At 60.0% G+C, this 19975-nt stretch carries 16 protein-coding genes and 1 pseudogene; 5 read left to right on the top strand and 12 right to left on the bottom strand.

What is annotated here, in order from left to right:
* Both ACR0NF_RS15725 and ACR0NF_RS15730 read right to left on the bottom strand, forming a co-directional pair.
* Positions 1–110 (bottom strand): annotated as a pseudogene (locus tag ACR0NF_RS15725) (S-(hydroxymethyl)glutathione dehydrogenase); the annotation flags it as partial.
* A gap of 117 nt (positions 111–227) precedes the next feature.
* A complete protein-coding gene (locus tag ACR0NF_RS15730) occupies positions 228–1040 on the bottom strand; it encodes a glutathione binding-like protein (RefSeq protein WP_480472303.1) in 813 nt (270 codons plus the stop codon).
* Positions 1041–1397: 357 nt separating this feature from the next.
* Here ACR0NF_RS15730 and ACR0NF_RS15735 point away from each other — a divergent pair, with 357 nt between their 5' ends.
* Positions 1398–2165: an MEDS domain-containing protein gene (locus tag ACR0NF_RS15735; RefSeq protein WP_480472304.1), complete on the top strand. Its 768-nt coding sequence runs from the start codon at positions 1398–1400 to the stop codon at positions 2163–2165.
* Positions 2166–2426: 261 nt separating this feature from the next.
* Here the strand turns inward: ACR0NF_RS15735 and ACR0NF_RS15740 are convergent, their stop codons facing one another.
* The 8 genes from ACR0NF_RS15740 to ACR0NF_RS15775 are packed head-to-tail and all read right to left on the bottom strand — an operon-like array spanning position 2427 to position 9638.
* Complete coding sequence (locus ACR0NF_RS15740; RefSeq protein WP_480472305.1) at positions 2427–3659, bottom strand: ABC transporter substrate-binding protein; 1233 nt, start codon at positions 3657–3659, stop codon at positions 2427–2429.
* A 22-nt stretch (positions 3660–3681) separates the two neighbouring features.
* Positions 3682–4233, bottom strand: a complete 552-nt coding sequence (locus ACR0NF_RS15745; protein WP_480472306.1) for a carboxymuconolactone decarboxylase family protein — start codon at positions 4231–4233, stop codon at positions 3682–3684.
* On the bottom strand, positions 4230–5138 hold the full coding sequence (locus ACR0NF_RS15750; RefSeq protein ID WP_480472307.1) for a branched-chain amino acid ABC transporter permease: 909 nt from the start codon (positions 5136–5138) through the stop codon (positions 4230–4232). The genes ACR0NF_RS15745 and ACR0NF_RS15750 overlap by 4 nt, the downstream gene beginning before the upstream one ends.
* A complete protein-coding gene (locus ACR0NF_RS15755) occupies positions 5135–5995 on the bottom strand; it encodes a branched-chain amino acid ABC transporter permease (RefSeq protein ID WP_480472308.1) in 861 nt (286 codons plus the stop codon). Before ACR0NF_RS15755 ends, ACR0NF_RS15750 begins: the two co-directional genes overlap by 4 nt.
* Complete coding sequence (locus ACR0NF_RS15760; protein WP_480472309.1) at positions 5995–6744, bottom strand: ABC transporter ATP-binding protein; 750 nt, start codon at positions 6742–6744, stop codon at positions 5995–5997. Before ACR0NF_RS15760 ends, ACR0NF_RS15755 begins: the two co-directional genes overlap by 1 nt.
* Positions 6744–7499, bottom strand: a complete 756-nt coding sequence (locus ACR0NF_RS15765) for an ABC transporter ATP-binding protein (RefSeq protein ID WP_480472310.1) — start codon at positions 7497–7499, stop codon at positions 6744–6746. The genes ACR0NF_RS15760 and ACR0NF_RS15765 overlap by 1 nt, the downstream gene beginning before the upstream one ends.
* Positions 7493–9040 carry a sulfatase-like hydrolase/transferase gene (locus ACR0NF_RS15770; protein WP_480472311.1) on the bottom strand — a complete coding sequence of 516 codons (1548 nt, stop codon included), beginning with the start codon at positions 9038–9040 and terminating at the stop codon, positions 7493–7495. Before ACR0NF_RS15770 ends, ACR0NF_RS15765 begins: the two co-directional genes overlap by 7 nt.
* 16 nt (positions 9041–9056) lie before the next feature.
* A complete protein-coding gene (locus ACR0NF_RS15775) occupies positions 9057–9638 on the bottom strand; it encodes a TetR/AcrR family transcriptional regulator (RefSeq protein ID WP_480472312.1) in 582 nt (193 codons plus the stop codon).
* A 619-nt stretch (positions 9639–10257) separates the two neighbouring features.
* Here ACR0NF_RS15775 and ACR0NF_RS15780 point away from each other — a divergent pair.
* From ACR0NF_RS15780 to nadC, 4 genes are all read left to right on the top strand, one after another.
* Complete coding sequence (locus ACR0NF_RS15780) at positions 10258–11139, top strand: NUDIX hydrolase (RefSeq protein ID WP_480472313.1); 882 nt, start codon at positions 10258–10260, stop codon at positions 11137–11139.
* A gap of 77 nt (positions 11140–11216) precedes the next feature.
* Positions 11217–12188 carry a quinolinate synthase NadA gene (gene nadA / locus ACR0NF_RS15785; protein WP_480472314.1) on the top strand — a complete coding sequence of 324 codons (972 nt, stop codon included), beginning with the start codon at positions 11217–11219 and terminating at the stop codon, positions 12186–12188.
* Positions 12185–13723: an L-aspartate oxidase gene (locus ACR0NF_RS15790; RefSeq protein WP_480778560.1), complete on the top strand. Its 1539-nt coding sequence runs from the start codon at positions 12185–12187 to the stop codon at positions 13721–13723. Before nadA ends, ACR0NF_RS15790 begins: the two co-directional genes overlap by 4 nt.
* A 12-nt stretch (positions 13724–13735) precedes the next feature.
* A complete protein-coding gene (gene nadC / locus ACR0NF_RS15795; protein ID WP_480472316.1) occupies positions 13736–14596 on the top strand; it encodes a carboxylating nicotinate-nucleotide diphosphorylase in 861 nt (286 codons plus the stop codon).
* Positions 14597–14691: 95 nt separating this feature from the next.
* Here the strand turns inward: nadC and ACR0NF_RS15800 are convergent, their stop codons facing one another.
* Entirely contained in the window at positions 14692–15351 is a 660-nt protein-coding gene (locus ACR0NF_RS15800) for a 4'-phosphopantetheinyl transferase family protein (protein WP_480472317.1), read from the bottom strand.
* Positions 15348–19973, bottom strand: coding sequence for a MupA/Atu3671 family FMN-dependent luciferase-like monooxygenase (locus ACR0NF_RS15805; RefSeq protein WP_480778561.1), 4626 nt, complete (start codon positions 19971–19973; stop codon positions 15348–15350). The genes ACR0NF_RS15800 and ACR0NF_RS15805 overlap by 4 nt, the downstream gene beginning before the upstream one ends.
* Positions 19974–19975: the final 2 nt, after the last annotated feature.

Here is a 19975-nt window from a genome sequence, read left to right on the forward strand (position 1 = left end):
GTCGCCTTGATTTCCACCAAAACCTCGCCCGCCTTGGGGCCTTCAAGGTTCACATCCATAACTTCCAAAGGTTTGCCAGCCTGAACGGCAACGGCGGCACGCGTACGCATGATCAGAGCTTTCGTTTCTGAACCGGAGCGTCGCAAAGGCCACGTTCCAGTGGAGCGGAAGGAAGGCCACCCGATCTCGCAGGGCGGCATTCCCATCTGTCCAAGAGGGCTAGTGGATCAGCCCGCTGATTCAACTTCGGCGATGTAATCGCGTTTCTCGCCGGTGTGAACCAGACCGGTATTGTGGCCGCCATGCGCCTCGGTGCCTTTCAAAACCGCGGTTCGGCGTGTGAACGTTACTTTCAACTCACCGCCCAGAACCTGACGGATCGTTTCATACTGCCACTTACTCACCTGCTTCGCTGCCGGGCGTTCCGAGATCTTCTCGAACCAGGCGCGTGTTTTGGGATGCTTGGCCCAAACGGTATCGGGGATGATGCCACCCGCCTCGTGCGACACGAATTCATGGAATGCGGCCAGATCGCCATAGCTGATCTGGTTGCCGCACAGATATTCGGTATCCTTCAACCAGTAGTTTTCCAGCAAATCCATCGCCTCGTACAGCAGGTGTTTGCCCTTGCGTACCTCGGCGGTGAAATCCTTGTCAGTGCCATAGATCATCGGCGCGAAGATCGTCCAGTGGAAGGCGCCCCCGCCTAACCGCAGCGTGTATGCGTACCACTGTACGAACATGTTGATCCGCGTACGCTCAAGCAGGTTGCCACCGAACCAATGATCGGGGCAGTCGTATTTTTCGTTCAGATAGCGTCCGATGGCGACATTTTCCCAGACCCGTAGATCGCCGTCACACAGGATCGGCACCTGACCGGTCGGGTTGTATTCATCCCTGAATTCCTGCCTTTCGTTAATGTTGGTCGTGATGTCGACGACTTCTTCCTCGTGCGGAATATTGTTTTCGATCAGGAATTGCAGCGCCGTTCGGCAGGGTTGCGAGGCTGGGTGGTGCAAAAGCCGGACTTTGTCTGTCATCTTGGGTTTCCTCTCTGTTGGACGTCCGGCTTTGCGCACCCTGTTTGACCGGGGCTGTGATACCGAACGTGTTTGCCGAATGAAGGTCAGCGCGGTGACATCATCGGGAAGCTGTTGATGTTGAACGTTAGCGTTGAGTGCGGCAATATGTCAACAAAATCCATTAAAAGATATAAAAGTATAACTATGTATAACCAATGCTAATGGACCTTGCTCACCATAGTCGGTTGGATATAGTGGAGGTGGGAGCAATTGTTTTGGCGCGGGAATTATCTGTGAGTTCAATAAGCTGCGGGAATTACCCACCCCTGCAGCAACCCGGCGTCAGATACCGCAAATATGTCACAAGGAGCGAACGTGGCCATACAACCTGATCCAAGCGCAGAGCTTCTGAACATCAAGGAAGCCGCCGCCATCCTGAAAGTCAGCGAAGCGTCATTGCGACGCTGGACCAATTCAGGACGTTTGGTGTGTCAGCGCATTGGCGTCAAGAAAGAGCGCCGTTTTCGCCGCGAGGATTTGATGGCCTTCCTTGACGGTAACGTCACGACGGATGGCGAAACCTCTCAGAATGGCCGCCCTAGCGAAGTACTGCTGGAAGGTGTGGCCATCGAATACGGCAATCACATCTGCACGCTTTACGAAAACGATCTGGGGCGGCTGAAATGGTCGGTGCCGTTTCTCGCCGATGGTCTGCGTAATGGCGACGCGTGCTTTTTAATCGCAACGGACAAGGTGCGAACCGAAATTTTGAGTCACATCGGTCAGGCGTGGGACGGGTTGCCTAATGCGATCGAAACTGGCCAACTCGTCCAAAGCTGCGGTCTGCCTGATGGTGAAGAGATGTGTCGCTTTATCGAGCGCAGCATCTTTACGGCCACCCGCGCCGGATGGCGCAGCTTTAGGTTGCTGGGCGACATGAGCTGGTGTCTGGATCTGGGCATGAGCCATGAGGAGTTGTTTGCTTACGAGCGACAATTCAATCACGAGATCGGGCATCGTCATCCCTTGGTCAGCGTTTGCCAATACGATACGCGTGATTTCACCGGGTCCGCAGTGCTTAACGCGCTGAAATGCCATGAGGACACGTTCAGATTTCCACTGTCGCGGTTCCTCGCTTCTTGAAGGTATTGGTCTTAGTGGGTATTGGGAATACAAACTAAGCCTATGCTTGCTGCGAGAGGATCAGGCGTAGTTATCCGCTAAATTGATAGTGTCGCCGTGTTTGATCAGCGTGAGCGCGTCACAAATGCCCGCGATTCCGGATCGCAGACTCGTGACATTATCCATGTACGGTATGGCCAAGTTCTATTTTGTATGGTTTGGTCGGGCACCCCGTTTGTAGGGATGCCACAGGGCTAGATGCTACCAAGCAGTAATTGCAAATCAGATTGTGCCGAGCTCAACGTCTTTGCCGCCTTTGATGACGAAATGTGCGAAGGGCCGGTCTTTCAGGTTGCCGTCTGGGTGGAAGGCGACATCCATGCCGTAACCTGTGTAATTTACTGCCGTGCCTGCACGAACAGCTTCGAGCAGGGGAACAGCACCGCCGACATCTGACCCACCGCCATTTGTGATGCTCAGGATTTCCTTGGTGTAAACCGTGGCATCCGGCGTGCCCGCCTTTTCCATCGCTGCCACGTGAACGGCCATCGAATCCGCGCACAGGGCCGAGAAGGGCAGGAAGGTACCGGGTTCGACGCCCATCAGGCCCTCGAATTCTTTGTAGGCCGCCGACGAGCTGTCATTGGTGGCTTGAAGGTGGTTGATGCCTTCGCCTACTTCTGCGCCGACGGCTTCAATGAACTTACCGCCGCCGTTCACACCGGCGCTGGCGGCGATGGTTAGGGTGTATAGTTCGGCCTCGTATCCACCTCGGAACCATTCCTTGGCGATCGAGGTAAACTGGGTGACATAGGCAGGCAGGAAGACGGCGGTGACATCTTCGCTCATAACCTTGTCGACCTCGGCGCGGAAGCTGGGCTGATCGGGTTTGACCTCGGCCTGTACCACCACTTCGCCACCACCTGCTTCGATGGTTTCCACGAAGGGGCCGATCATTGACTGGGTGAACGCCGTCTGCACCGCCAGAATGCCGACCTTCTTGTAGCCCGCCGCCAGCATCGCCTTGGCCGGGGGCACACCCCACTCGCGGCCTGTGGCCTGAAAGCGCCAGATCAGACCGCCATGATCACCTTCGGTGATCGCATCCGCCGCGCCCAGGCAGCTGACCGAGACACCTTTTTCGATGGCCAGCGGTTTGACCGCCAGCGTCGGACCCGAGCCCCACATGCCAACAATGGCGCTGACCTGATCCACGTCCAGCAGCTTGCGCGCGGCGCGCACGGCGGCGGTAGGGTTGGTTTCGCTGTCTTCGGCGATGATCTCGATCTGGCGGCCATCCAGAATGCCGCCCGCGTCGTTGATCTGGCCTGCAACGACCTGCGCCGCCTTGACGATGTTGGGGCCGTAAGATGCCCCGCCGCCGGTCAGGGGCGAGATCATGCCGATCTTTACCGGCGCGTTCTGCGCCAGCGCGGGCAGCGGCAGGGTCGTGGCGGCAAGTCCTGCCGCTGTTGTGCCCAGAAACCGCCTGCGGTTCATGATCAGTTTTGTCATCACTCTGTCCTCCTCTGAGTGGTCATGTGCTGGCGGGGACCTCCTCGACCCCCGGTTCCAGCGTCAGTTGCAATGCGTCGTTGAAACGGTTGAACGCGCCGCACAGCGCGATGCGCCAGGTCAGTTCGACGATCTGCGCATCGGTGAAATGGACGCGCAGGTCGGTGACCTCGGCATCCCGCATCCGGTTGGCGCGGGTGGTGACGGCCATGGCATAGCGCACCACCATCTTGTCCACTGCGTCCAGTTCGGGGTGATCGACCACATCCGGCAATCGGGCGATGCCTTCGGCGCTGAGGCCCGAGACCTCTAGCATCGGCGCGTGGTGCGAGATGCAATAGGTGCATTCGTTCAGCTTTGACACGGTCACCAGCGCCAGTTCCAGCGCGCGGCGGGGCAGCACCGCCTCGTCCCGCAGGTCCAGCAACATACCGAACAGGTGTTTCAGGATCACCGGACGGTGCGCCATCGCGCCGACCAGATTGCCGAATGGACCGTAGCGGCCCATCTCGTCAAAGACGGTGCGGGCCTCATCCGAAAGGGTGTCAGCCGAGAGGGGAGAAATCCGGCTCATGACAGTTCTCCGTCTTTCGCCTGCAGGCGGTATTCACGCATGAAACCCTGCGGGCGGTAGATCAAAAGAAGGATGAGGCCCACGCCGATCAGGATCAGGCGCAGTGATGCGGCCTGTCCTGCGTCCAGAAACGGCATGAGGTCTTTCAGGAAACGGGTGCCTTCCAGCAGCACCATCACCGATACCGCGCCGATCATCAGGCCGGTGTTCGACCCGCGCCCGCCCGCAATCACAGCCATAAAGGCATAGGCGGTGACGAACGCGCCGAACTGCGTGGGGTCGATATAGCTGAAGTAAAAGCTGTGCAGGCTGCCTGCCGCACCGATGATGGCCCCGCCTGCGGCAAAGGCGCGGACGCGGAAGGACAGCGTGGTTTTTCCTAGCGTCGCGGCGACCAGATCATCCTCGCGCAGCGCCCGCAAGACGCGCCCGAAAGGCGAAACCGTCAGCAGTTGCGCGAAGACAAAGCACAAGGCGAAGACCGCGACCGAAATGGCGAGGAACATCAACTCATAGTTCAGGCCCGAGGCAACGCCGGACAGCGGTCGGGGGATGCCGGGCAAGCCGTTGGCACCACCGGTCAGCCAGGTCTCGTTCAGCAGGAACAGGCGGACGGCCTCGGCAAAGGCCAGCGTGGCGATGGCCAGATAATCCTCGCGCAATCGGGCCGAGACCAACGCCACCAGCGCCGACAGGATTACGGTCACGATCACCGCCAGCCCGGCGGCGATCAGCGCGGGCACCCCGGCCAGCGCCGACAGACCCGCGACATAGGCGGCAACAGCGAAGAAGCCGAAGATGCCGAAATTGACCATCCCGGCCTGACCCCATTGCAGGTTCAGCGCCAGCCCGATCAGGGCCGAGATGATAACGAAGATAAGAATTGCGGTGAGATAGCCGATCATCTGCTGATCCTCGCTTTGCCAAACAGTCCATGCGGGCGCAGCAACAGCACCAGGACGATAATCATGAAGGCCACGGCCTGACGGTAGGTGGTAGGCAGGATCAGGGTCGACAGCTCTTCGGCTACACCGATCAGCAGCGCGCCGACGACGGCCCCCAGCGGGTTGCCGATGCCGCCCAGAATGACCGCGGCAAAGACCGGCAGGATGTAGTTCCAGCCCATCAGCGGATCGACCACGCCGTCCATACCCACCAGCACTCCGGCAAAGCCCGCCAGCACACCCGAGATCGCCCAGACCGCCGCGATGACGTAGTTGCGATTGATGCCCCGCACGCCCGCCAGATCAGGGTTGTCCGATACGGCTCGCATGGCGCGGCCCAGCGGGGTGCGCATCAGAATGAACCACACCGCGACCATGGCCAGAAGCGCGACGATGACGATGGTGATCTGTTCGTTATTGACGCGCATCCCCATCCAGCGATGCGGGCGCGCCACGGCGATGTCATAGCCGCGAATGTCCGACCCCCACAGGAACCGCACCACATTCTCCAGCACGAAATAGACCCCCATCGACGCCACCAACAGCGTCACGTGGTCCGAATTGCGCAGCGGTTTATAGACCAGCCGATCCGTCAGCAGCGCGACCGAGGCCAGCCCGACCGCCCCCAGCCCGGCGGCCAGCAGCAGCGGCGCGCCGATATCGACGTTGAAGAACAAGGCGATGTAAGCGCCCATTGTGATCATCGAGCCGATGGCGAAATTGGGAAAGTTCAGCACGCCGTAGGTCAGCGATAGCGCGATGGCGGGCAGGGCCACCAAAAGCCCCGAGACCACGCCGTTCAGCAGGATATGCAACATCAGACGGTCTCCGCCGCTGTGGCATCCGCCGTGCCCATATAGAGCGCGTGGATATCCGGATGGTTGAGGAAATCGGGGGCGGGCATCTGCGCCCGGACCTGACCCGACACAAGCACGATGGCGGTTTCCGAGATCACCATCGCCTCTTTCACGTTTTGTTCGATCATCAGGACCGACACGCCCGCATCGTTCACGGCTTTCACGGCTTGAAACATCTCGGCCACGTATTTCGGGCTGAGGCCCGCGCTGGGTTCATCCAACAACAGTAGCGAGGGGTCGGGCATCAGCGCGCAGCCAAAGGCTAGCATCTGTCGCTGCCCGCCGGACAGGTTACCTGCCATGTCGCCCTCACGGTGAGCAAGGTCGGGGAAGATGTCGAACACCCGCTCGCGCGCGGCTTTCAGGTCCTTGGTGTTTTTGGCGATGAACTCATAGGCCAGCGTCATGTTCTCGCCGATAGACATGTTGCGGAACACGTTGTGTTCCTGTGGCACATACCCCAACCCGGCGCGGGCCTTGGACGGCGCGTTCAGCCGGGTCACATTGGCGCCGTTCAGCGTGATCGTGCCCGCGCGCGGCGTCAGCAGGCCAACCAGCGATTTGATCAGTGTGGACTTGCCCGCCCCATTGGGGCCCACGATGGTCGAGATCGCCCCCTCGGACACGGTGAACCCTGCACCCTTGATGATATCGCCGCCGCTGCCATATCCGGCGCGCAGGGCATCGACTGTCAGGATCGGATTGCTCATCACACCATGCTCCCCAGATAGGCTTCCAGCACGCGCGGATCGGTGGTGACCTGCGCGAACGAGCCGTGCATCATCTCGCGCCCTTCAGTCATCACGTAGACGCTGTCGCACAGACGCTCGATCATCTCCATGTCGTGCTCGACGATGGCAAACGTGACGCCCTCGGCCTTGAGCGACAGGATGAAGTCGGCCAACACGCCCTCCATCGTCGGCGCGACACCGGCGGCGGGTTCGTCCAGCAGGATGACCTTGGGCGACAGCATCATGGCGCGCAGCACTTCCAGCAGCTTTTTCTGACCGCCAGACAGGTTCGCCGCCGACTGATCAGCCAGTCGCCACAGATCGACCCGCTCCAGCAGGGCGCGGGCGTGTTCGATGGCTTTCTCTTCCTCGGCGCGGATGCGGGCGCGGGAAAACAGCGAGGCGGCGATGCCTTCGCCCAGTTGTCCAGGGCGTGCCAGCAGCAGGTTTTCCAGAATGGTCAGCGCGCCCAGATCGCGGCTGATCTGAAAGGTACGCACCAGCCCCTGTTCGGCCAGCTTGTGCGGCGGAAGGCCGGTGATGTCGGTGCCGTCCAGCACCACCTTGCCCGCGTCAGGGCGAAAAGCGCCGCCGATGGTGTTGAACAGGGTGGTCTTGCCCGCCCCGTTGGGGCCGACAATCCCGGTCACCTGTCCCGTGGGTATGTCAATTTGCCCGACGTTCAGCGCCTGAAAGGCCCCGAATTTCTTTGTCAGGCCTGAAATCTTCAGCACGCGTCTCCTCCCGTGTTCCAGGTTTTCTGCGCCTTGCCGTCGGTCGCGTAGGTCAACCAGTAATCCGACAATTGCTTGGGTGTGTGTTTGATGCGGTGGCTCAGCAGCGCCTGTGCGCAGGCGGCCAGCTGCGCGGCATGCGTCGGGTCTTGGGCCAGATTGTCGTGGCAATGCGGGTCCGCATTCAGGTCGTAGAGCAGCGCGGGTTGCGCCGGGAAATGGATGTAAAGCCAATCCCGCGACATCAGCGCGGTGAAACAGCAGTCGTCCACGTGATCCGGCAGCAAGCGCTTCAGATCAGGGTTCAAGCGGAGCTCGCGGAAATCGGTCTCCCACACCGTATGCCAGCGCCAGTTCTTGGGCGGTTTGCCCTGCAGGAACGGGGTCAGGGAACGCCCGTCGCATTGCGGCGCGGGCTGGCCGATCGCATCAGCGATGGTAGGCAGGATGTCGATGGTTTCGGTGAATGCGTCGCTCTCGGTGCCGTGGCTGGCCGGATGGCGCGGATCTCGGATCATCAGCGGCACATGGAACAGGCCAGGGAACGGCCCGCGCCGCCCATAAATCCAGTTTTCGCCCAACTGGTCAGCATGGTCCGAGGTGAAGATGATCAGCGTTTCGTCATACTGCCCACTGGCCTTGAGATCGGCGATCAGCGTGCCGAATTTCTCATCCACCTCGGCCATGTTCCCGTAATAGGCGGCACGCATCTTACGGTCGTGGTCGTCGGTCACCTGATCGGATGTGAGGTCGGTGCGGAAATAGCGCTTGGCCCCGTAGGCAGCAAGAGATGCGGCCAGAAACGGGTGGCTTTCCGCCACTTGCGCGGGGGCATGGAGTCGTGCCGGAGTCGTCAAGTTCGCGGGTTCGAACAAACGATTGAATGGTTCGGGCGCAACCATCGGCGGGTGCGGACGCAGGCAGTTGAGGTTCACGAACCACGGTTGCGTGCCCATCTCGGTGATGTATTCCCGCGCTGCGCCAAACATGAAGGCTGTGTCGCTGAATTTCGCCGGGTATTGGCAGGGTGCGTCCGGCTGCGCGGGGTCATAGCCGCCCCTGGGCAGAAAGACGCTTTCGGGATCGTCGTCCTGTTCGATCTCGACACCGTGCTCCTGCAGCCAATCGCGCCACGCGGCAAAACCGTCGTGGTAGAAGAAACCGGCGCGAGTTTCGAAGCCGGGGCAGACCCAAGGCTGCAATTGCGCGGCGTTCTCAGGATCGTTGGGCGTATCGGTGTAGCCGAACAGAACCGGCGTGCGGTCGCTTTCTGCCACAAGATGTGCAAGGGTTGGAACGCTGGCAGGCAGCGGAGTTTCATTGCTGACCTGCCGGTGGTTCATCAGATATAAGCCCGTCAGCAGGGAGGCCCGCGACGGCCCGCAGGGTGCGGCCTGCGCGTGATGCCGACGGAACGACATCGCCTCGGCTGCGAAAGCGTCCAGATGCGGCGTTTTCACATCCGGATGCCCCCATGCGGCAATAGTATCCCCACGCCACTGGTCAGCAATGACCAGCAGCACGTTCCGAATTGTCGCCATTTTTCTCCTGTTTTCTCTAGCTCTTATCCTCGGCCATGGCCTGGATCGCGTGTCTGAAAGCGTTCTTGAGCGACGCCATCATCTCGGTTTCGAATTGTGGGCTGTGATAGACCAGTGATTGTACTTTGAGGCCGCGCAGGGCACAGAGCACTAGGTTGATACAATCGCGAATAGCCTCTTCTTCCCAGCCTTGAGCGGCGAAGGTTTCGTGCAAGATGGCGTAGTAGCTGTTGAACAGATCCCGCAATCCCTTGGCCACGGGTTCGGCCAGTTCTGCATCATTTCGCGCGGCCAATGTCAGTTCCAAAGAGGGGAGCACGACGTCATCGGCAAACATGTTTTCCCAAGCGCCATCGACAAAGGCATCGACATCAAATGCGCCATCCTTGAATTCGGCGACCAGCCCGCGCAGGCGTTCAGGCACTTTTTGCCATAGGTCGATCGCTGCATCGAGCAGCAGGGCGTTACGGTTGGGATAGTGATGAAACATCGCCCCACGGGATACGCCGGCCTGGCGGCAGATCTCGGGAGTTCCTGCGTTGCGGAAACCTTTTTCCATCAACGTCAGCAATGTTGCGCGCCGCAATCTGGCGCGCATCTCTTCACTCTTCTGTTGTTGTTTGCTTTGGGTCATAGGCTTTCGAATCATCCTCGGGGTCGAGGTTGATTTACGTTAGGGCGGCGTACACGTCTTGGTCAAATAAAAAACAGGCATGTATGTTTTTTATTTAATGCCGGAGCAGGCTTTCGTTGGAAAGGGCCGTTTGCGATGACTTTGCCAACTTATTGCAATTCCAAAGAATTCACGTTGCCGAAAAGGGAATAGAAGCACCTTTAGTGGTAATCGTAATTGGATTGCGAAATCGCTGAATTGGGGGCTGACTGCTTTGCTGATCCGATGGCGTTGTGTACCGGTATTTCGCATACAGCCAGATCGTAAACAGCCTCGGTCGTTTCGGTAGGCATTTATAAGCAATCGAATCTGAGGGCTTAGGTTTGGTTGGTGCTGCAGCTACGAATCTACTTCGGTGATCATCGCGCATTGTAGAAAAAAACCTGCTCAGGGTTTGTGGAAAACGATCAACAAAACCCGTTAAACACGCTTCAAACAAAGAGGCCGATCCGCTTTGGCATTTCCGCAAGCAAAGGCTTGAGATACAAGCTAGAAAGTAATCTTAAGACCAGCGCCCAGCGATATTCAACATACAGGTATCTTCTTGCCCAGCGGACTAGCCCCAGCAGAACTGATCGCCATCCTGACCGCCGTGACTGACAATCAGCCACGCGTCATGACGTTGCGCGGTGGCGAGGCGCTGCCGTCTGGTCCCTTCGAGTCTTCGCATCGCAGCCTTCAGAGTGGTTTGCGCGCCTGGATTGAGGCGCAGACTGGTCATCCGGTGGGCTATCTTGAACAACTCTACACTTTTGCCGACAAGGACCGTGATCCGCGTTCTGACACTGCCGATGTTTCGCAGCGCATATCGATCAGCTATCTCGGTTTGGTGCGAGAGCAGGACGCCGCCGGTGCGGGACGTCCGGCCTGGCGTAGTTGGTATCAGTATTTCCCCTGGGAGGATCACCGTGATCGCAGTCCCGAGGTATTGCCGCATATCACCCGGCGTCTGACCGAATGGGCGGGCAGTGATCCATTGCTGATACAGCGCGTCGATTATCTTTTTGGTCTTAATGGCAAGACCTGGAACGAAGAACTGGCGTTGCAGCGTTACGAATTGATGTACGAGGCCGGATTGGTCGATGGTGCAGAGTTCGGTCGTCCCATGGCAGGCGACAACCGTCGCATCCTCGCCACCGGCATCTCGCGCCTGCGGGCCAAGATCAAGTATTCTCCGGTCGTGTTCGAGCTCATGCCTGAGAGCTTCACATTGTTGCAGCTGCAACGCACGGTCGAAGCGCTGTCAGGTCTGCACCTGCACAAACCGAATTTTCGCCGCCAGATCGACCAGCAGGAGCTGGTTGAAGAGACCGGTGAAATGTCCAGCGGTACCGGCGGGCGACCGGCGCGTCTGTTCCGCTATCGGCCAGCTATTCTCGAAGCTCGTATGTTATCAGCAGCAAGGTTACCGCTCTCAAGGTCGTGAGCCTTGCTTGACATAATCTCGAATCGAGAATAATCACAGCTTCGATGTACTCGAATCGAGTATAAATGGAGAAGCCAATGAAAGATTTCCATCTTCCGGAGCTATATGACCGGGTCAAGCAGATCATTCCGCCACCTGAATGGATGCTGTTTGAAGAGGATCTGGAAGCCATCCTCGAACTCAAGCGCGAGAAGAATGCGGTTATCCTCGCCCACAACTACCAAACACCGGAAATCTTCCACGGTGTGGCTGATATCGTAGGCGATAGCCTTGCCCTTGCGCGCGAAGCCGTCGAGGTCGACGCCGATGTTATCGTGCTGGCGGGCGTGCATTTCATGGCTGAAACCGCCAAGTTACTAAACCCTGAAAAAACGGTGCTGATCCCGGATACGGGTGCGGGTTGTTCATTGGCGGATTCGATCACGCCCGAGGATATTGCCCTGTTGCGTGAAGCTCATCCCGGTGTGCCCGTGATCACCTATGTCAACACGTCGGCAGCTGTGAAGGCAGCATCGGATATCTGCTGTACTTCGGGCAATGCGGTGAAAGTGGTGGAATCCCTCGGGGTGCCGCGCGTGCTGATGATACCGGACGAATATCTTGCCAGAAACGTCGCCAAAGAAACCGATGTAGAACTGATCGCCTGGCACGGACATTGCGAAGTGCACGAGTTGTTCACCCCGGAAGACGTACGCACGATGCGCGAGGCGTGGCCAGGCGTCACCGTATTGGCCCATCCCGAATGTCCGCCCGATGTGGTGGCCGAGGCGGATTTCTCGGGCTCTACCGCGGTAATGTCGGATTTCGTCGGCGACAAGAAACCGGCGCGGGTTTGTCTGCTGACCGAATGCTCCATGAGTGACAATGTGGCGCTGAACCACCCGGATGTGGAGTTTGTGCGTCCCTGCAACCTGTGCCCGCATATGAAGCGCATCAGCCTGCGCAACATCCGCGAGGCGCTGGAGTTTGGGCGTCACGAGGTCACCGTTGATCCGGCAATCGCCAATGATGCGCGCCGCTCGGTAGAACGGATGCTGGCGGTGAAATGATCCGGCTGGAAGGGCTTCATGGCCGAACCGCCATCGTCGGTGGCGGCATCGCCGGGCTGATGGCCGCGCTGGAATTGGCACCGCAACCGGTGGTGCTGATCACCCGCGATGGGTTGGGGCAGGAATGTAGCAGCGCTTGGGCGCAAGGGGGGATTGCTGCCGCCTTGGCGTCGGACGACGATCCTGCATTACACCTGTCCGATACCTTGCGAGCCGGGGACGGTCTATGTGACCAAACTGTCGTCTCCGGCATCCTGTCGGAAGCAAGGGAGGCGATCGCCGTATTGGAGAACCATGGCGTTCGCTTCGACAGAGCCGCAGACGGCGCCTTTGCATTTGGGCGAGAGGCAGCACATTCGCGCCGCCGCATCCTGCATGTTGGCGGCGACCGCACCGGAGCCGAAATCACGTCAGCCCTGACGCGTGCCGTGCGACGATCTCCGTCGATCACCTGCCTGACCGGTGTCGAGGTCCGGCGGTTGATGACAACCGACGGGCGCGTCAGCGGCATTCATCTGCAAAATGGTGATCATGCCGAGGTTCTGCGCACCGCTCAGGTCATCATGGCAACTGGTGGCTGTGGCGGTCTGTTTGACGCCAGCACCAACCCTTCGGGCAATATCGGTCAGGGCGTCGTGATGGCCGCACGTGCGGGAGCGGCTTTGCGGGATATGGAATTCGTGCAGTTTCACCCCACTGCACTCGATAGCGTGCGAACACCCTTGGCTTTGATCAGCGAAGCCGTGCGAGGTGAGGGTGCCACACTGATCGACCAGACTGGCACGCGCTTCATGGCGCATATTCCGGATGCGGAACTGGCCCCACGTGACGTGGTTGCCCGTGCCGTGCATCGGGTGATTTCGGAAGGTGGAAAGGCGTTTCTCGATGCGCGTGCAACGCTTGGCTCTGGTTTTGCACAGCGTTTCCCCAGCATTCACGCCCTGTGCGCCGCCCATGGTATAGACCCCGTGCGCGAACCGATCCCGATACGACCGGCAGCGCACTACCATATGGGCGGTATTGCTGTCGACGAGGGCGGGTGCAGTACGCTGCCGGGCCTCTGGGCTATTGGCGAATGCGCGGCCACGGGCTTGCATGGTGCCAATCGCCTCGCCAGCAACTCACTGCTGGAGGCGGTGGTGATGGGGCGTCGCGCTGCGCGCAGCATTGTCGGGCGAGAGATGCAAACCCTTCTGACTGCGCCCGAACCTGAGAGGTTGCCTAGGACAGATCTCAACTCGGTGCAGCCTCTGGCTTCGCAACATCTGGGCGTGATCCGTAACGGGGTGGGGCTGCGTCGTGCCATCTCGGACTTGTTGCCGCTGGTTCATGCGGGCGGACGCGCCTCTGATGCAGCTCTCGTCGCGCTTTCAATTGCGGTTTTCGCCGAACGACGCTGTGAATCGCGCGGCGGGCATTATCGCAGTGATTTCCCCGAACCAGCAACTGCAGCGCAATCAAACTTGATGACATTGACCGAGGTTTTGGCCCGTGCCAACTCGGTCAGCGAACACCCCTTGCCAAGGACTGCCTGAACCATGACCCACATGCCCCTTGCACCGTTGCCCCGGCTGATGCTTGAACCAATGATCCGCCGCGCGCTGGATGAGGATCTGGGCCTGGCTGGTGATATCACTTCGACCGCTGTTATTCCGGATGATCATTTCTCGGAGGTTGTGGCCCGGGTGCGGCAATCCGGATGCATTGCCGGATTGGATTGCGCAGAGCTTGCCTGCTCACTGGTTGATCCGGCTATCACAATGACCCGCCATGTCGAGGACGGCGACCCCGTCGCGCCGGGCACGATCATCGCCACGTTCGAAGGTCCATCGCGCAGCCTTCTGATCGCCGAGCGCACCGCACTCAACTTCATGGGACACCTGTCGGGTATCGCCAGCGTAACCGCCGATCTGGTGCACCGCATCGAAGGTACACATGCCGCCATCGCCTGCACCCGCAAGACCACCCCCGGTCTGCGCGCGCTTGAAAAATATGCGGTGCGTGCAGGCGGTGGCATGAACCACCGCTACTCCCTGAGTGACGCAGTGCTGATCAAGGACAATCACATCGCCATTGCCGGGGGCGTTGGCCCGGCCCTGACCAGAGCGAGGCATACGGTGGGCCATATGGTCAAGATCGAGATCGAGGTCGATACGCTGGAGCAACTGGCCCAAGTGCTGGAGATCGGTGCCGATGCGGTGCTTCTCGACAACATGAATCCGGCAACCCTGCGCAGTGCGGTGGAGATGATCGACGGGCGAGCCATCGCCGAAGCCTCGGGTGGGATCACCCCTGACAGCGTGCGGGCCGTGGCGGAAACCGGGGTCGATCTTATTTCAATGGGTTGGATCACTCATAGCGCGCCTTGCCTGGACATCGGTCTCGATTTCGTCGCGAAGCGTCGCTGACGTTTCCGCAGGCGTAGGCGCCGTTGAATTTAGGGATCGCTGCAGATTGCGGACCGATTGCAGGCAGGGCATCATTATCGCTGAACCCGTCCCGCCTAGATCACGGGTGGCACCTTCGATACACAGATGATGTGCTGCGGCAGGCGTATCAATGAGCCCTCGATGACGGGTGCGCCAGGTATCATGGCGGTAAAATGCGTGCCGTCGGGGTCGAAGGTGAGCCGCATATCGGTAAACGCAAGAACTTTGCCCATCAACGGATAGACCGCCTTATAGGCACTTTCTTTGGCGCAGAATATCTCTATGCCGCGCAGGTTCTGTTCGACCGCTGGCTGAGCTGCCAGCCAAGATAGTTCGGCGGGCGTACAGATGATATCGAGCATCTCACGATCCAGAGGGGTGTTGGGTTCGACATCCACGCCGATACCCTGCGCAATCTGAGGTCGGGTGACGAGGGCGATGCAAAGATCGGCGCAATGGGTGATTGAACCGATAATGCCCGGCGGCCAGATCGGGCTGCGGTCAGGTGCGCTGGGGATGGCCACGGCAGGTTGGCCGATCTGATCCAGGGCTTGCCGGGCTGCCACGCGCCCGGCAGTGAACTCAACTCGACGGGCCTTTACGGCGCGGGCGATTGTGGGTTCTTCCTCCGGCAACAGCTGCCCGATTGAGACGGCTGGGTCGGTGACAGCGATCCCCACACCTGCACCGAGAATCCGGCGCAGGGGGGCGATGATCGCATCCGGGTCGATCATACCGATGTTTGGCGCCGGGATCGCATCTGTCGACGACGGGCCATCGCATCGCTGCGCTCAGCAGCGCGTTCTGCCTTGGCCGCGGCAACCTCTTCCGCATTTTCTGCCGGGGCGGTGCCTTCGGTTTTCTGATCCACGACGTCAGCAAGCGCGGATAGGGTGGGGCAGCGGAAGATGTCGGTAATGCTGAGCGATGGCACGTCCAGCTCGGTTCGGATCTCGCGATGCGCCTGAACCGCCAGCAACGAGTGCCCGCCCAGATCAAAGAAGCTGTCCCGCCCGGTCACACCGGTGACGCCCAGAATACGTTCCCAGATCGCAGCGATTTTTTGCTGATTGCTGCCACTTGCTGCGGGCTGAGCCGCGCCCACGGGGCTGCTGACCCGTCGTGGCGCCGGGGCGGGAAGGGCCTTGCGGTCGATCTTCTTGTTCGGCGTTAGCGGGAACTGCTCCAGCGTCACAAAATGCGCCGGGACCATGAAATCCGGCAGTTGCGCAGAAAGTGCTTCTTTCAACGCCGTTTCCACAATGGGTGCATCGGTGATCAGATAAGCGACCAGTTGAACCACCGAAGGCGTATCTTCGCGGGCGATGACGACCGTTTGGCGAATGCCCGGGCAGGCGTCCAGCAAGCTTTCGATTTCGCCCAGTTCGATGCGATAGCCGCGCAGCTTGACCTGATGGTCGGCACGGCCCAGGAAGTCCAATTTGCCATCGGCGCGCCAGCGAACCAGATCGCCCGTGCGATAGAGCCGCTCGCCGGGCAGGCCCGAGAATGGGTCCGGCACGAACCGTTCGGCCGTCAAATCTTCGCGCTGCCAATAACCACGCGCAACACCGGCACCACCGATGTAAAGCTCTCCGGCCGAGCCGATCGGAACCGGGTCCATGGCGTCGTTCAGAACGTAAACCTGAGTGTTCGCAATCGGGGTACCGACATTGACCACACCGGCAACAGGTTCTGCCATTTCGGTGGTGGACCATATGGTGGTTTCGGTCGGGCCATACATGTTCTGTATCTGCGCCTGCGTGATCTTGTTCAGCTCTGACACCAACGCGCCGGGCAAGGCTTCACCGCCGACCATCATATGTTTCAACTGACCCAGCGCATAGCGCGCCTCGTCATTCATTACCAGCATCTGCGCCATCGAGGGGGTGCATTGCATATGCGTGACCTTATGGCGGATGATTTGCGCAGCGATGGAATAGTCGTTATCGTCCAGCGCGGTTTCCAGATTTGCCAGCCGCAGGACCTCGGCCAGTGGGCGCAAACCGTCCAGCACTTGAGGGACTGGGATGCCATAGTCGATCAGGCATGTGATCTCATCGACGCCGATGCGCTTGAATTCCTCGACCCGTTGCAAACAATCCTCAATCGTGCCGAACAGGCCGGAATCTTCGAAATAGCGCTGGAAGGCGAAGTCCAGAATGCCTTCCAGCTCATCCTCGGAGAGGCTGCCAAGGTCCAGTTGGAACGGGTTGGTTACCCCTTTGGGTTTCTTGAACGCAGGGAAAGCCCACGCGTATTGTTTGATCAGGCCAGCAGCTGCGCGCAGGTAATCCTTCATCGGCTCGCGCGCGACCTCTCGCACCGCTTCGCGGTCTTCGCCGACGAACGTGTGCAGCATCAGGGTGACTTTGAAGTCTTTCGGGTCGTACCCGGCCTCGCGCAGCGCCTCATGGTAGATGCCGATCTTCTCCGACACCTCTTCGATGCTTTGGCCCAGAAGGTGGGTCAGAACATTGGCGCCAATGGCGCCTGCCTCGCGCCACGTATCGGGGTTGCCCGCTGTGGTGACCCAGATCGGAAGGATCTTCGACACCGGGCGCGGTTGGGTGACGACGCCGTGCATGTCGCCGGACTTGGTAGGGAACTCGACCGTTTCCCCGGCCCAAAGCTGGCGCAGGGTGGCGATGGATTCCAACATCGCAGGCTTGTTGTTGGGCGGAGTGTTTTCGGGACGCAGGACGAAATCATCGGGCTGCCAGCCCGACGCAATGGCAAGCCCGGCGCGCCCGTTGGTCAGGTTATCGATCACGGCCCATTCTTCGGCAATCCGGGCGGTGTGGTGCAGGGGTGCCACGCAGCTGCCTGCGCGCACACTGATATTCTGCGTGACGGCAGCCACGGCGGCACCGGTCACGGACGGGTTGGGGTAGGGGCCACCGAAAGCGTGGAAATGGCGCTCGGGCGTCCAGACAGCGCAGAAACCGTTCTGATCGGCAAACTGCGCGCCTTCTAGCAGCAGTTTGTACTTGTCGCGCCCGACGCCGTCATCATTGCCCCAATAGAACAGGCTAAACTCCATCCCGCGGCCCGTGATGGCCTTGGAATAATCCGCGTCGCCTGCAACCAGTGTGCGGTTTTCGTCGTCGCTGAGAACGATCTTGAACCCACGCGCCAGCGTCCAGAACAGCTCCAGAACCGAGATATCAAAGGACAGGCTGGTGACGGCCAGCCACACGCCGGGGGGGTCATGACGGATGCGCCCGTCCATGCCGGTGAAAAAGTTCGCCACATTGCGATGTTCGATCATCACGCCTTTGGGCCGCCCTGTCGAACCGGACGTATAGATCAGATAGGCGAGATCATCAGCGCTGACGCCGCTGTCGATATTCTCAACCCCGGCGGCGGCAATGCGGGGATCGCTGTCCAGTTCCAGAACCTGAGCGCTATGCGGGGGCAGATTACCGGCAAGGCTTGAATCGGTGACGACAACGGCCGCTCCGCTGTCTTCCAGATAAAGTGCGACGCGATCTGCTGGATAGGTCGGGTCGACGGGAACGTAAGCCCCGCCCGCTTTCAGGACAGCCAGCGCGCCGATCAGCAGAGCGGGGGAGCGGCGTGTATGCACGCCAACCAGAACTCCGGGTTTGACACCCATATCTCGCAACACATGCGCCACGCGGTTCGCGGCGGCGTTCAGGTCGGCATAGCTGTAGACTGTGTTCTCAAAAACCAGTGCTTCGGCGTCAGGGGTGCGCGTGGCTTGCGCCTCGAACAAATGATGCACGCATGAGGTCTGGTCGTAGTCGGTTGCGGTCGCGTTCCAGTCCAGAACGATCTGCTGCCGCTCGGGATCGGGCAGAATGGGCAGGTCGGCGACGGGGCGCTCGGCTATGCCAGGTTCGGCCAGCGCGGCTAGTAAGCTTTCCAGCCGGGCCGAGAACAGGCGTTGTGAGGTCTCGTCAACTTGACCACCGTCGGCGATCAGGATCACCTGATCTCCGTTTTGTGCCAGAGTCAGACTGGTACCGGGAACCAGCCCCGAAGCGACGGAGTTGGTGATGCCGATCTGCGGCGTTTGAACCGGCGCCGGGACACGGGCGGGCAGATCACAGGCAAACGGTCCGCGCACCTGAGCGTTGGCGCGCTCGGCATCGAATTTGGCGCAAGAGGCGGCAAAGCTGCTGCCCGTGCTGAACCGCACCGGAACCCAAGGCGACAGATGGGCGCTGTCGCCCGGCATCTGTTGCGCCAGATCGAGCGTATCGCTGTCGGCCAGACGGCAGAACAACGCGGCCAGCGCGCCGTTGATCTGTGCTTCGGTTACGCCCGCAGGAACGTGCAGCGTTTGCATCCGCGGCGCGCCTGACGCTGCGGAGGCGTCGATCATCGGAATGTCGGGATGGCTGAGCTGCTCCAGATCAGCCCGCCACGCGGGCTCCGAGGCGAGCGTCGAGGTCAGCTCTTTGCTCAACGCTTCAGCCTCTTCAACCGAGGGAGACGCTAGGGCTTTGCTGCCATTCGTGACCGTATCAGCCGAAACGGTCGCACCAAAGCAATCGCGGAATCCACTCAGCGCGACCGCGCCGTCAGCAGTGGCGATGGTCAGGCTGTCTTCGGTGCGCGACAGGATGGTGCCGGGGGTTTCGATGGCATCGGCCTCAGCCACGTCAGCCTTGCCAACCAGCCAGATGCGACCGCCGCGTTCCAGCTTGGCGCAACTCAGCGGGTTCCAGTATTCGCCGTGATCCAGCGCACGGACCAATGTCGCAACTTCTTGTGCCGATTTGATGAAATCCAGCCGTCCTGCTGCCGAAGGGCGCGCGTCTTTGGCAAAATAGCTGCGCAGGCTCAGGTCCTGTTTGGTCAGCGTGGGATGGTCACTTGCCAGTGTCCCAATCACTTCGGGAAAGCTGTCGATCGCAGCGGCATAGCATTTGGTGTTCAGCGTCAGCGCCGTCTCATTGGTGTCGATATCGAACATGCGCTGGGCGATAATGTCGCCTTCGTCCACGCCACCTGAAATCATGTGCCATGTGATGCCGTGCCGGGTCTCGCCGTTCAAAATCGACCATACCGGAGCGTTCAGCCCTGCATAACGCGGCAATGGGCCGTCGTGAAAGTTGACCGCGCCTTTGCCCGCTCGATCCAGCAGCGATTGCGGCAGAAGATCCAGATTGGCAATGCTGAGTAACCAGTCGAATGAGGTCTCACCCAGCCGGTCCTGCAAATCTTTACCAGGGGCATGAACGGGTAGGCCCTCAGCCTCAGCCCATGCGCGAACGTCGTCGTTTCGGGTCACTACGCCCTGAATGCCGTGACCCGCCTCGCGCAGCATGGTTCCACATTGAATCACAAGGGATTCGTGGCCGATCAAAAGCGTGGTAAACGACATCA

The organism is Ruegeria sp. CF4 (assembly GCF_056537345.1).